General features: G+C 42.8%; 10 protein-coding genes. 2 read left to right on the top strand and 8 right to left on the bottom strand.

Going from position 1 to position 13068, the window contains the following annotated elements:
• Positions 1-19: 19 nt before the first annotated feature.
• The 4 genes from FK220_RS11240 to FK220_RS11225 all read right to left on the bottom strand — a co-directional run bounded on the left by FK220_RS11240 (position 20) and on the right by FK220_RS11225 (position 5910).
• Positions 20-2446, bottom strand: a complete 2427-nt coding sequence (locus tag FK220_RS11240; protein ID WP_152574425.1) for an ABC transporter permease — start codon at positions 2444-2446, stop codon at positions 20-22.
• A 54-nt stretch (positions 2447-2500) separates the two neighbouring features.
• The gene (locus FK220_RS11235) at positions 2501-3196 is read right to left on the bottom strand and encodes an ABC transporter ATP-binding protein (RefSeq protein WP_152574424.1); all 696 of its coding nucleotides are present in this window, start codon (positions 3194-3196) and stop codon (positions 2501-2503) included.
• Between the two features lie 95 nt (positions 3197-3291).
• Positions 3292-4542, bottom strand: coding sequence for an efflux RND transporter periplasmic adaptor subunit (locus tag FK220_RS11230; RefSeq protein ID WP_152574423.1), 1251 nt, complete (start codon positions 4540-4542; stop codon positions 3292-3294).
• 21 nt (positions 4543-4563) lie between these two features.
• Positions 4564-5910 (bottom strand): TolC family protein, encoded by a 1347-nt coding sequence (locus FK220_RS11225; protein WP_152574422.1) that lies wholly within the window; start codon positions 5908-5910, stop codon positions 4564-4566.
• Between the two features lie 205 nt (positions 5911-6115).
• Between FK220_RS11225 and FK220_RS11220 the strand changes: the two genes are divergently transcribed.
• Positions 6116-7480 carry a sigma-54-dependent transcriptional regulator gene (locus tag FK220_RS11220; RefSeq protein WP_152574783.1) on the top strand — a complete coding sequence of 455 codons (1365 nt, stop codon included), beginning with the start codon at positions 6116-6118 and terminating at the stop codon, positions 7478-7480.
• A 107-nt stretch (positions 7481-7587) separates the two neighbouring features.
• The gene (locus FK220_RS11215; RefSeq protein WP_152574421.1) at positions 7588-8940 is read left to right on the top strand and encodes a sensor histidine kinase; all 1353 of its coding nucleotides are present in this window, start codon (positions 7588-7590) and stop codon (positions 8938-8940) included.
• 18 nt (positions 8941-8958) lie between these two features.
• Here FK220_RS11215 and FK220_RS11210 read toward each other — a convergent pair whose 3' ends face one another.
• From FK220_RS11210 to FK220_RS11195, 4 genes are all read right to left on the bottom strand, one after another.
• Positions 8959-10704, bottom strand: a complete 1746-nt coding sequence (locus FK220_RS11210) for a patatin-like phospholipase family protein (RefSeq protein WP_152574420.1) — start codon at positions 10702-10704, stop codon at positions 8959-8961.
• A gap of 256 nt (positions 10705-10960) precedes the next feature.
• Entirely contained in the window at positions 10961-11677 is a 717-nt protein-coding gene (locus FK220_RS11205) for a 3-keto-disaccharide hydrolase (protein ID WP_152574419.1), read from the bottom strand.
• Positions 11652-12338 carry a DUF6624 domain-containing protein gene (locus FK220_RS11200; RefSeq protein ID WP_152574418.1) on the bottom strand — a complete coding sequence of 229 codons (687 nt, stop codon included), beginning with the start codon at positions 12336-12338 and terminating at the stop codon, positions 11652-11654. Before FK220_RS11200 ends, FK220_RS11205 begins: the two co-directional genes overlap by 26 nt.
• 149 nt (positions 12339-12487) lie before the next feature.
• Positions 12488-12943, bottom strand: a complete 456-nt coding sequence (locus FK220_RS11195; RefSeq protein ID WP_152574417.1) for a cold-shock protein — start codon at positions 12941-12943, stop codon at positions 12488-12490.
• Between the last annotated feature and the right edge of the window lie 125 nt (positions 12944-13068).

Here is a 13068-nt window from a genome sequence, read left to right as displayed (position 1 = left end):
TGATGGTTCAGATGCTATTTCATTCAGCGCGCAAACTTTTTGATGGTTGTATCAGAGCCGCCCCCACCGATTGATAACTGATGGTCACCAGCGCAATAATAAGTGAAAGGACCCCTGCCATGACAAAAATCTCCCAGCCTATCTTTATAGGATATGCAAAATCCTCGAGCCACCGGCTCATCATGAACCATCCTATCGGTACCGCAATTAGAATTGCAATGAATACAAGCCTTAAAAAGTTGAGGGTGAGCAAGGTATAAATGCTCTTGAAAGGGGCCCCGAGTACCAATCGTATACTAATTTCTTTTTTCCGCTGCTCTACCAAAAAGGCGGAAAGGGCAAACAGCCCTAGGCAAGCAACCAAAATAGCAAAAACCGCAAAGCTGTTGAATATTTTGCCTATGCGCCTAACATCCTCATGCATCAAGGCAAAGTCTTGATCTAGAAAAGAATATCTAATTGGTTGATTGGGAGCATTTTTCCGCCAAATCGAAGTGATCGATTCCAACGCGTCATCCATTTTTTCGGTGTTCAGTTTTACCGTTACAATATCCCTGCTATTACCAATAGTAAGCACTAAGGGAACAATTTCTTCCTTTAAATTATTTAAATGAAAATCCTCAACGACACCGATGATTGTTTTATGCTGGCCGTTGGACACTTTTTCACCGATAGGATCCACAAAGCCCAAGCCCCTTGCCATTGATTCATTGATGATGGCAGCGTCGGTAGAATCCGATGCCAGTTCACGGGAAAAATTTCTTCCTTTTTTCAATTGAATGCCCAATGTATTGAGATAGTCATGGTCGATTCTCCAGAGCTGTCCTCCTACTGCTTTTTCCTGTTGTTCCATGCCTGCTTTCCAAAACGGATTCATATTTCGTTTGGTTCCCTCTACCGGTAAATAATCACTTATGGAAACATTTACCACTTCGTTGACCGTCAACAGCTGTTCCTTAAAGTTTTGAATCTTATCACCCAAAGTATTGGCGCCCTTGATGAGTAGTACTTGTTCTTTATCATACCCCAGTTTTTTACGTAGGATATAATCCATTTGCTTATGAATGATAAGCGTGCCTATAATTAAAATGATCGAGGTGGTAAATTGAAAAACGACCAGACCACTGCGGAGTCTTCGACTCTTGCTACCAGCACTTATGCTTCCCTTTAAAACAGTAACGGGTCGAAACGAGGACAGATAAAATGACGGGTATAGTCCGGCAGATACCCCTATCAGTAAGGCAGAAATCGTCAGGGTCGGGATAAACCACCATTGCCCCCAGGGCATGGTGATTGATTTTGCGGCCATACTATTGAAATTTGGTAAGAGCAGCCACGCCAATAAAGTTCCCAAAATAAAGGAAAGGGCGCTGAACAGAATGGCCTCGGTCAAAAATTGGAAAACTAAATTGGTCTTGAAGGCTCCCACGGTTTTTCGCAGTCCTACCTCTTTTGCCCTATTAGCCGATTTTGCGGTGGATAGATTTATGAAGTTAATACAGGCCAACAGCAGAATAAAGCCCGCTATCGCCGCAAATAGCCAAATAAAGCGAATATCGCCATGTTTGAATCCATCATTGATATCAATAGATTTAAGATGAATTTCAGCAATAGGCTGTAACCCGAAGGTCGTGTTTTTTAAATATTCAATGGCACTTATACTTCCCATCTCGCGGGCCAGGGGAGCTAGATAGTCCTCTACGATAGCGACCAATTTTTTTTCGAGATCAGCCGTATTAACGCCATCCTCCAATAATACGTAGGTGAAATAGTTTTGTGCTGCCCAGTTGTCGTCTTCCCCAGGATAAAAATCCCTCCCTTCGGTCGTTAGTAAAAAGTCATAATCAAAGTGGGAATTAGTATCCGTCTCTTGCATCACACCGGTAATTCTGTACGATTTCGCAGGATCATTGTCTAGTACGACACTTTTGCCAATCGCATTACCTTCCGGAAAATATTTTGCTGCCTTATCTCCTGAAATGACAATGGTATTTGGTTCTGACAGTGCATTTTCCGAATTCCCTTGGGAAAAGGGTATCTCTAAAATCTCGAGTAATTCTTGATCGACAAAGACAAATCCTTGTTCGAAATTGCTCTGGTCATCACCTTCTAACCGAAGTTCTTTACTTCCTGCCCCAAAAAGTTCACTGTTCAAAAGTCTTCCCGACTTTTTGATTTCCGGAAAATCGGCCGTAAGCGCACGTGCGAAAGGAGCGGGATGCCACGCATCCTGCTCTAATTCCCCGTCTACCACGGATTTTGTATACACTCTAAAGATGCGATTCTTCTTAAGATAGTGCCGGTCGTAGGCGAGTTCGTCGGAAACGAACAATGTAATCAATAGGCAAGCAGCAATTCCTATGGCAAAACCTCCTATTTTGATAAAGGTAAATAGCTTGTCTTTTTTTATGTTCCTCCAAGCTATCTTGAAATGATTTTTGAGCATGACGTTCGTTTTTTGATGATGATTGCTATTGATCGATGAATAAATCTCCTAAACCTACATCATGGCTCCCATGGCCCTGTTCTGGCTTTCGGTCACAATTTGCCCATCAAATAGGTTGATGACCCTATGGGCATAGTGGGAATCGCGATCGGAGTGTGTCACCATTACAATGGTGGTACCTTCCTGGTTCAGCTCGGTCAATAGATTCATAACTTCGATTCCGTTTTTTGAATCCAGGTTTCCCGTCGGCTCATCCGCCAAGATCAGCTTGGGATTGGTTACCACCGCACGCGCAATGGCCACCCGTTGTTGCTGACCCCCGGAGAGTTGATGTGGAAAGTGTTTTTCGCGATGGGCTATTTTCATACGCTCCAACACCGTCATTACCTTCCCACGTCGCTCGGCTTTTTTCATTTTGAGGTAAATCAGCGGTAATTCCACATTCTCGAACACGGTAAGCTCGTCGATCAGGTTAAAACTTTGAAATACGAATCCCAAATTACCTTTTCTAAGTTCGGTACGCTGGCGTTCCTTGAGGCCTCCTACCTCGTGGCCGGCAAATTGATAGCTACCTTCCGTGGGGTTGTCCAGCATACCGATGATATTGAGGAGGGTGGATTTACCACAACCAGAAGGCCCCATGATCGCGGCAAATTCTCCCTCTTCTATTTTCATGTTTACATTGTTCAAAGCCAAGGTTTCCACTTCCTCGGTGCGAAAGCTCTTTTTTAAATTCTGAATTTGTATCATTTTTTGATCGATTTATTGTTTATGCTACTTCTAAAGATGAATATATGAGTCTTTGTGTGACAGTATTCCCTTGAATTTTTAATTCATTTTTTTTGTTATTTCAGCACTATTCTTTCGGCCTCTCCGAAACTATCATAATTACTGGTGATTACTTGTTCCCCAGGGTCCAAGCCTTCCAACACCTCATAATATCTGGAATTTTGCTTACCAATACGAATCGGTCGTTTCAGGGCCTCTCCCCCATTGGGATCTACCACAAAGATCCATTGCCCGCCGGTACTTTGGAAAAAACTCCCCTTTGGTAATAAAAGGGCATCGGATGACTCTCCCAACTGTAATTTGATGTTGTAGCTTTGACCGGTCCGGATGGTCTCAGGTTTTTCATCGGTAAATACGAGGTCTACCTTAAACTTACCGTTGCGTACTTCCGGGTACACTTTTCGAAGCCGTAAAGGGTATTCCTTCCCGTTTCTTTCCAGAACAGCGGTAAGGTCCCGAATCACCCTGTCTATGTAATGTTCGTCAATACTCGCTTCTATTTTGTAATCGGTGAGCACATTGATCTGGCCAATACGCTGGCCTTGGGAGATATTCTGTCCTATTTCCGCATCTAAAAAGCCTAATTGTCCGTCGGCAGGGGCACGAACGTTCAAGTGGTCCAAACGTTGATACACCATACCCAAGGTTTTTTGCATTCTTGCCAAATCGGCATCCAATCCCGTCAATGAAGTCTTTCGCAGTTGATCATCGTTCTCGGTCTGTAATTTTATAATATCATATTGTTTCTTGGAAAGTTCATAGTTCTCCTTTGATAATAAGTAGGCTTCCTTTGAAATCAACTCCTCGTCATATAAAGCCTGGTTTTGTTCAAAATTCCGTTTCAACCGTTGCAGATCCGTGCTGGCGGTCGCCAATGACCGTCGTCCTTCTACCTGACGTTGATCAAAGGTCAACTTGGTAGATCGGAGGTCGTTCTGTTTTAGGGCTAGGTTGCTTTCGCTGGCCAAAATCTGTTCGTAAAGATTCATGTTCTCCAATTTGAGGATGATATCCCCTTTTTTGACCGTTGCCCCTTCCTCTATCAATTTTTCGGTAACGCGTCCACCTTCATACGCATCCATATAAATGGTCGAAATCGGCGCCACATTCCCGTTGATAGTGATGTAATCATCAAATTTGCCCTGACTTACTTCGGCAATGGAAAGTTTGTCTTTTTCGGTTCTAAAGGTAGCGACCGAATTTCCGAAGATCAATTGATATCCCGCAAAGAGCAATAAAAGCCCTAGGGCAATATAGCCGTAATGTTTGGGGCGTAATCCTTTTTTCTTCTCGAGTTGTATGTCCATTTACGTAGTTCCTTTTAATGCTTAATTGATATTAAAAACCGGAAGCCCTCGGTAGAAATTCAACGTACTCCTATTGATTTCCGACCGCATCCTTACCTGAAGGTTCTGGTTCTGTGCGTTGGCAAACAGGTTCTTCGCCGTAAACAGTTCCAGGGCATTGATGAGTCCTTTCCCATATCTTTTTTGGGCGATGGCGAAAGCCATACGCTGTGCTTCCATATTTTTGGTGGTTTGCTCGTGTTCAACCAAAAGTGCGTCATGTTCCTGAACCAAGGTCTGAATGGTCTGATAGACCAGTTGCTCCTGTATTTCCAAATTGTTCTCTGCACGCTTCCGTTCTATTTTCTGTTGTTTGACCCTAGATCGGGCCGACCAGCCATTGCTGATGGGAATATTGAGACTCACTCCAATAAACTGAAAGGTGTTGTCGCGAAACTGGTCCCTAAAGGGTACCGTAACCCCGAGTGTATCCCTTGTGGTCTCAAAATAGCCGGTTCCGACCCCACTAAAAAGGGAGAGCGATGGATACAACCGCCCTCTTTCGGCAGCCAGTTGTTTTCTTGCTGCATTGGCCCTCAATTCGCTTGCTTTTAGTGACGGTAAAAAACCAGTGGTTTCCGAATAAATGGAATCTACGTGCATTTCCGTGTCTTCCATCGATAACTCATTTTGGATTAAATCGCTTTGAATGGAAATTTCCGTAACCCCTTCGAGATTCATTTCTTGGATCAATCGCAGCTTGGCCGCTGCCAATTGATTTTCACTTTGGGTCAGATTCAGGCTATCGGTAAGCAAAAGCGATTCGGCCTCGTAACGATCTGCCGCGGCCAAAAGCCCCAGTTCGATCTGCTTCTTTACCAAATCCAGATTTGTTTGCGAAACAGCCAATTGCTCCTTTGAGATGGCCACCAGCCCCTCAAAAAATTGGATGTCGTAAAATGCCTGCATCACCCTAAATGCCAATAAATATTTTTGCTGTAGAGCATCTTCTTTTGTGGCCTTATAAAGGAATTTGGAGGCTTTGATAGTGTGCAACCTTTGGAACCCTTGAAAGAGGCCGATAGACGCTTCCAAGGAATAATTATTGGAGAAAAAGTCGGTAGTGACGACATCGTTGGTAAACGGATCGGTACTGCGTCCGAAATTGATGGTATAATTCGAGCTGGCACTGATGTTGGGCAACAGGTTACGAATAGATTGTTTAAAGGTTTCCTTGCCGGAGGCTTCGGTATACTGAAAATCCTTTAATTGCAGATTGTGTGAAAGCGCATACGACACGCACTCATCCAACGTCCATTTTTCTTGGGCCATTACACTACCGCCGATCAAGAAAAAGAGCAACACCATGGTTTTCGTTTTTTGAAACATATTCATTATTGGTATGCCATTTGGACAACTATTGGTGTGCCAAGAATATAAAATTCTACAAATCAGAAGTTTAAAGAACGGTAGCGTCGTTAAATTGTTGACAGCTGTAAAATAATTGTACAGATATTGTCAAAAAATTGGACACTTAGTAGTGATTCCGATTTTCAAATCGTAGTTTTAAAATGTCCTTTTGAATCTCCCTAGTATGTTGGATGCAAAAATTTTGGTGGTCGATGATAATAAAAGCGTTTTGAGCGCTTTGGAAATTTTGTTGCAGTTTGAATACAAAAGTGTGAGCACCTTATCGAATCCAAACCAGATACCATCGTTTAAGGATTTAAGGGATATCGACATCGTTTTATTGGATATGAATTTTTCGGCTGGTGTCAATACCGGAAATGAAGGATTGTTTTGGTTGCGGGAGATCAAAAAGAAAGTTCCTGGGATATCGGTTATCATGATGACAGCATACGGCGCAGTGGACCTGGCCGTACAAGCCCTCAAAGAGGGAGCGGCCGATTTTGTTTTAAAACCGTGGAACAACGACAAATTGCTCGCTACCGTAAAATCGGCCTATGCATTACGAAAATCGCGAAAGGAAATCGATCAACTTAAACAACAAGAAAACAATCTAAAGCAGGTAATCAACCAGAATAAGGAATATATCATCGGTAATTCAAGAGCACTACATGCGGTGTTGGGACTCGTAAGAAAGGTCGCCAAAACGGAAGTAAATGTCTTGATAACCGGAGAGAACGGTACTGGTAAAGAGCTAATTGCCCGGGAACTACACCGACAATCGTTGCGAAATGGCGAAGTATTTATATCGGTCGATATGGGGTCGATTTCCGAAAATCTTTTTGAGAGCGAACTATTCGGACATATGAAGGGAGCATTTACGGATGCCAAGGAAGATCGCGCCGGAAAGTTCGAGGCGGCTAATAAGGGAACCTTATTTTTGGATGAAATCGGAAACTTGTCGTTACAGACTCAAGCAAAGCTTTTATCGGCTATTCAAAACAAGATTATCGTTAGGGTTGGTTCCAATCGACCGATACCCGTAGATATTCGTCTGGTGTGTGCGACCAACGAGAATCTGGACCAAATGGTCGCGGACGGACTTTTTCGGGAAGATTTGCTCTACCGAATCAATACCATACAGGTCGAAGTACCGCCATTACGGGAAAGGCAAGGCGATATCCTGCTATTGGCGGATTTTTACCTAAACAAATTCAAGTCCAAATATGGGAAGCAGGGATTGCGCATGAACCAAGACGCCCAAGATAAATTGTTGGCCTATGCCTGGCCAGGGAACGTACGTGAATTATTGCATACCATCGAGCGCGCCGTCATCCTATCGGAAGGAAATGTTCTAAAGCCCAACGACTTCCCCCTTCATGTGAAAGCGAGTATTACCTTAGATAGTGGCCCTACCACCTTGGAAGAAATGGAACTTTTGATGATTTTGAATGCATTGGACCAACATGAAGGAAACTACAGTGCGGCGGCGGATCAGCTTGGTATTTCAAGGCAAACACTTTATAACAAAATGAAGAAAATGGGTAAATAGGACCTATGCGTTTCCAAAGATTTAAAAGTGATACTCAAATGTGGTACCTTTTACCCCTTATTGCAAATTTTGGACCTGTGGTTTATTCAGACACTTGAACTTATAAAATGGTAAGTCGCAACATTTATTTACAGCTCATACTTCGTATAATCCTCATTTCCCTTTCCGCATTATTATTGGCCTTCTTTTATTTTAAGACGAAATACGTTCTCAGCGGTTTTTTCCTTTTGATACTTGTTCTTCAGACTATTTTTTTAATCCAATACATCAATCAGACCAACAGAAAAATCGCCTACTTCTTTGATGCGATCAAGAACGAGGATTTTACGCTTCGGTTTCCCGAGAAACTCAGTGTCAAATCATTGGAAGAACTAAATCACAGCCTCAATATGTTAAATGCGATGATTCAGGAGATTCATCTTAAAAAACAGGCGCAGGAACAGTACTATCAGGAAATTATAAAGCAAGCGGCCATCGGTATACTTACCATCAATTCAAAAGGACATATTCTTTTTGCCAACCGCACCATTGAGAAGCTTTTGAACTACCATCCGTTGAACCACATTAAACAATTCAACCAAATCGACCCAAAGTTGTACGCCCTTTTTGCCGATATACAGCCTTTCGAAGGCAAAATATTTCAATTGGCCAATGAACGGGAAAACTCACAGTTGGCCTTAAAAGCCACTGCAATCACGGTGGACGGCAAGTCTCTTTTGTTGGTTGTAGTTCAAGATATTCACAAGGAACTGGACGAAAAGGAAACCGATTCCTGGGTGCGCTTAATCCGGGTATTGACACATGAAATCATGAACACGATCACTCCTATCACCTCGATATCCGAGTCGATATTGAAATATTACAAGGGAAAAAATGGCCTGGTCTCCGTAAAGGAATTTAACGAAGAGCAAATTTCCAATACCGTTAAAGGGTTGGAAGTTATCAAAGAGCAAGGAGGAGATTTAATGCAGTTTGTGCAATCGTATCGCAGCTTCCTCAGTTTGCCAAAACCGGATAAAGCGCTTGTTTCCGCACAGCGACTTTTAGACAAAGTGTTGCTTCTGATGAACCAAGAAAACGTACAAGGAAAGGTTGATTTCAAGGTTCAAGTGAAACCGAAGGACTTGGAACTTTTTATAGATGAAAAACAAATTACCCAGAACTTGGTTAATCTTAGCAAAAATGCCCTTCAATCCCTCGGTGAGAAAGAAAACGCAATGATCAAACTGAGTTCCGGGATAACGCGGCAAGGAAAGAAGTTTATCGAGGTATGGGACAACGGACCAGGAATACCTCCTGAGCTGATCGACGAGATTTTTGTTCCTTTTTTTACCACTAAAACCACAGGTACAGGAATCGGACTCAGCTTGTCCAAACAAATCATGCACCTCCATGGCGGAAGCATCAAAGTGCATTCGGCCCCTTCCAGAGGAACTTCTTTCGTGATGACATTCGCCTAGTCTCTTAGGCAAAGGCTATCACATCTGGCGGCGCGCAAAATCATTCTCGATCGTTTCCATGACCCAATTGGTAAGTTTTCGTACCAACAGTCCCTTGAGCGTTCCGATAATACCTCTCAGGAACCAGCTATCGACCCGTTCGTTCAGTTCTGCGGTGATTACGGCCCGAATTCTTTTTCTAAGCGGTTTTTTTAATGTCTTAAATCGTTCCCTATCTAGTTTTGGAAAGGAATCCACGGTATAATAATAGGGGTTTGTATCCCCGGTTAGGCGACTGATATCGGGAATAATGGGCATGTAAACTTTTTGTTCACCCGTAATTTTGTCGGTAATGGTTCTTGAAAATGCTTCTACCGCCTCGGGATCGACCTTTTTAAAAAGATATATAGGCGCTGCTTTGTCATATTCAAGAAAATTGAAAGCTCTCAGGAAATTACGGGCATTATCACGCCCCAAAAAGAAGTCATGTATTCTGAAATCCAAATCCAGGAAACCTCCAAAGCCACCTATACCGCCCGTTGCCAAAGGCGGATGTGGTTTCAATTTTCCGGGACTTTCCCATTTAATGGGAAAAGCCAATAATTTGAAAAGTCCGTTACCATAACTGTCATTGCGTTTATTTCTGGCTTGATCCAAAATAGTTGGGATCAGTTTTCCCAAAGAGGATAAAAGGCCCGACCGTAATGGTTCTTGATCCCCATTGGCCGGCTCTTCAAAATTTGGAAACGGATCGATCATAATGGTACCGAATTTTGGTTCCTTTGGGTCGTAACCTTCATGATTGGCAATCAGTTGTCTTATGACTTCATCGAAAGGCTCGTTGTTTATGGCTCCGCCATCGACACCGGTAAACCTGAAGGTATCCCCGTCGTCATCAAACCTGATATCGGTGTCGGAACTAAACGCCTTTCTTTTCGATAAATTAGACTGCACATATTTTGACGAGAATTCATGTTCAAAATGTCGTGGTGCCAATCCTATCGGAAAGGCACCCGTAGCCTTGGTGGTTTTGATCAGTAACGCCCTGGAATCATTATCATTTGGGGAAAACGGTAAGTATTCGTCCTTATCCTTGGATGGATCGTAGGCAATCTTGAAATGGGCCACTATGTCGTGATTTCCAATACGATGCCCGGGGGTCGTGTCCATAAACTTGGATTTGATACGGCTAAAATTAACCGTGTACGCCAAAGGCTGTAGGCTTGTGACCGTAAGCAATACATGCAAATCTTTGGACACGTATTTGGGAAAATTATGTGGGCCGGCATCTGAAGGAAGATTGTTGAATACCCTTTCCGCAATCGTGTCGATAGGTTTTGAATTCAACAATGAAGGGGCTCCCTTTTGACCTTTAAGGTCATCGATTTCGAGCATTTTCCTAAAGGTAGTTTTCCTTTTATTTCTATCCTTTTCGGTCATGTCGTCATCCAGAAAAACCCAACTGTCGTATAGTATGTTTCCTGTTTTGGTATACGATACCTCCCGAACAGGTTTCATTTCCTTATAATGAAACATCAAGGCAGTGATCATACTTACCATACCCCCGGCAGAAGCACCGCCAATAGCATCAATTTGTACATTGTACATGGGAATTCGCTTGTCGAATTGTCCTTGAACGGCATTTCGGTTTTTCTCCTTGGCTTTTTCCCACTCATTCAGGGCCTCCAGAACGTAGTCCATAAATCCAGCGGTATAAGCTCCCGCAGAAACTGCCCCGGCCATTGTAATTCCCAAGTGGAAGGTAGGTTCGGTTGTACTGCTCATTTATAAGTTGATTTATTGTTAAGTGATTCAAGTTAAACATCGATTTGAAACCACAGTTTGCGCTGTGATTTCGGCGTATATGAGGGCTAATCAGACTTCAACGTTCAATAGAACGAGTATATATCGGTCGGGGTACTTTATCATCAGGGGGAACTTATAGGGGAAGTCTCAATGGGAAGCGATTGCCTCCCTACTTGTTAAAGTATGAAAAATCTTCAACAATTAAAGGGATTTATCCAAAATTATAAGGGTTTCATTATTCAGGGGTGGTGCCGCTCATCTTAGTTATGGGGGAAAGCATAATTTTACTAAACGCTACTTCGGAACCTTCCGCCTGTATTGCAATCTGACCTTTGTCGACCGTAGCGTTGTATCCATAATTCACCAAATCGCCATTGACCCACACCTTTACTTTGTCTTCAAGGCATTCAATGATCATGGTATTCCATTCCCCCAAAGGCTTCTCGGAACCGTCCGTTAGGTTTTTGACCCTCCTTGCCTTTCCCTCTGTAATGCCCCAATGCTCCTTTGGCCCTCTTCTTTCAATCATATTGTCGGTTACTATGTCTTCTACAATGCACCAGAAGTCACCTGCATGTTCATGCATCATCTGTACTTCAATAGATTTGGGAAACATTTTATATAACGACCTTGGTGTCGAAGCGTGTACGAGAACCCCACAGTTCCCCGGTTCTGCCACAAAGCGATAGGCTATCTCTAACCGGTAGTTCTTATAAATTTTGTCGGTAATCAGATGTCCCTGAGGCGTTCCAAGACTCACGAGCATACCGTCCCGCACGATAAACGGATTAATCGCACTGGGAATACTATCCATCGTGGGAACATCGATATGCCAGCCATCGAGGTCTTTACCATTGAATAAGTTTTTGGAAACCTGCGATACACAGGACTGGCTAAAAACGATAGCCCCCAACAGCAAAAGAATCCTAGTATTTGTCTTTCGGTACTTCATACAGGACTGGTGCCATGATCCCTTGTTTTACCAGATATGCCCTATTCCTCTTAAAGTGTGCCTTGGTCACACTGTTCAGATATATTTCGAGAACTTCCATCCCCAATTCCGCCCTTCTTTTGTTCACATTCTTTGGATTTTCCAGATTCTTGGGAAACGCCTGTCCTTTTTCATTGTAATCAAGTTGCGTACCGTAAACTTGCGGTCTGTTTGTATTGATACGTACCCTGTCTACCAGATACCCGTAGTTTTGGGCATTGGCATTGCCTTTGTCGACCTCTTCCTTGAGCAAAAGCAACACTTTTTGCTGAAAATCGGGGTTCCAATCTGCATGTTGTGCTATCAACCAAAAACTCAAGGAACCCTGTTTGCCCACCAAATCGAAACCGGGGTACCCACGTCGATCAAGAATACTGTCTAACACCTTAATATGAAGCCTACTAATACTATCCCTCGCCTTATACCAATTTTCCCAATCACCCTGATATTTTCCTTGGGGTTGGCCTGCATAGTATTGATCGACCTTTTTCATCGCATCTAGCTTTGTTAGTAAGACACTATCGAGGGTCTCTTTGGGCCGTTGAAGGTCTTTTTGCGCATGTAGGTCTCTAACTGGGCATAAAATGAACGAGCATAAGACACTGATCCAGAGAATCTTCATTGGAAAAGGTGTTGATTTTCAAAAAAGTTACTTATTTTCCCCGATTGTTACAACCCCTCGGAACCATAGGAAGGTAGTATGTATTTTTCTGTCAACAATCCTTGGGAAGACGCCAGTCTTGCTTTTTATTGTGCGGTATCCGTACTGAATTAAATTTTGCTGACCTTAACGGCATTCATACCACGGGCTCCTTTTTCCAATTCGAAGCTTACGGTGTCGTTTTCTACTATTTCATCGATCAGCCCACTTACATGGGTAAAGTATTTTTCGTTATTCTCCGTGTCTATGATAAAACCAAATCCTTTGGAATGGTCAAAAAAACTAACCTTTCCATTTCTAATCGGGTTGAACTTATCCTCATCCGTTTCCTCTTTTTTAGGAATTCCCAGAACAATATCTTCTGCTTCAACGAGTGTTTTTTGGGTAGGATCAGGCGGTGTATCGGTCAAGTTACCGTTATGGTCCACGTAGGCAAATTGTATTCCTCCACCCTTTTCCTTGGCCTCGGCTCTACGGGCTTCTTTTCTTTTTTGCTTTTCCTCGCGCTTTTTACGTCTTTGTTTTTCCTTTTCAATCTTGTTATAGGTTTGCTGGGATTTTGCCATTCGCTTACTGTATATACGTTAACTAATTTGTATTTAAAAGAAATTTAAAATACGGAACGAATGCAATGGAAAGAAAAATGTAAAAAACAGTTTGTCTATGTTAAACCAGTTAAATCGCAGGGCAT

The sequence above is a fragment of the Pelagihabitans pacificus genome, from assembly GCF_009371985.2.
Taxonomy (GTDB): Bacteria; Bacteroidota; Bacteroidia; order Flavobacteriales; family Flavobacteriaceae; genus Pelagihabitans; species Pelagihabitans pacificus.
This window is presented reverse-complemented; position numbering and strand designations above follow the sequence as displayed.

What these genes read in the sequence shown, in the direction of transcription:
- FK220_RS11240 (WP_152574425.1), bottom strand. Translation starts at nt 2,446, where the DNA reads ATGCTCAAAAATCATTTCAAGATAGCTTGGAGGAACATAAAAAAAGAC.
- FK220_RS11235 (WP_152574424.1), bottom strand. Translation starts at nt 3,196, where the DNA reads ATGATACAAATTCAGAATTTAAAAAAGAGCTTTCGCACCGAGGAAGTG.
- FK220_RS11230 (WP_152574423.1), bottom strand. Translation starts at nt 4,542, where the DNA reads ATGGACATACAACTCGAGAAGAAAAAAGGATTACGCCCCAAACATTAC.
- FK220_RS11225 (WP_152574422.1), bottom strand. Translation starts at nt 5,910, where the DNA reads ATGTTTCAAAAAACGAAAACCATGGTGTTGCTCTTTTTCTTGATCGGC.
- FK220_RS11220 (WP_152574783.1), top strand. Translation starts at nt 6,116, where the DNA reads ATGTTGGATGCAAAAATTTTGGTGGTCGATGATAATAAAAGCGTTTTG.
- FK220_RS11215 (WP_152574421.1), top strand. Translation starts at nt 7,588, where the DNA reads ATGGTAAGTCGCAACATTTATTTACAGCTCATACTTCGTATAATCCTC.
- FK220_RS11210 (WP_152574420.1), bottom strand. Translation starts at nt 10,704, where the DNA reads ATGAGCAGTACAACCGAACCTACCTTCCACTTGGGAATTACAATGGCC.
- FK220_RS11205 (WP_152574419.1), bottom strand. Translation starts at nt 11,677, where the DNA reads ATGAAGTACCGAAAGACAAATACTAGGATTCTTTTGCTGTTGGGGGCT.
- FK220_RS11200 (WP_152574418.1), bottom strand. Translation starts at nt 12,338, where the DNA reads ATGAAGATTCTCTGGATCAGTGTCTTATGCTCGTTCATTTTATGCCCA.
- FK220_RS11195 (WP_152574417.1), bottom strand. Translation starts at nt 12,943, where the DNA reads ATGGCAAAATCCCAGCAAACCTATAACAAGATTGAAAAGGAAAAACAA.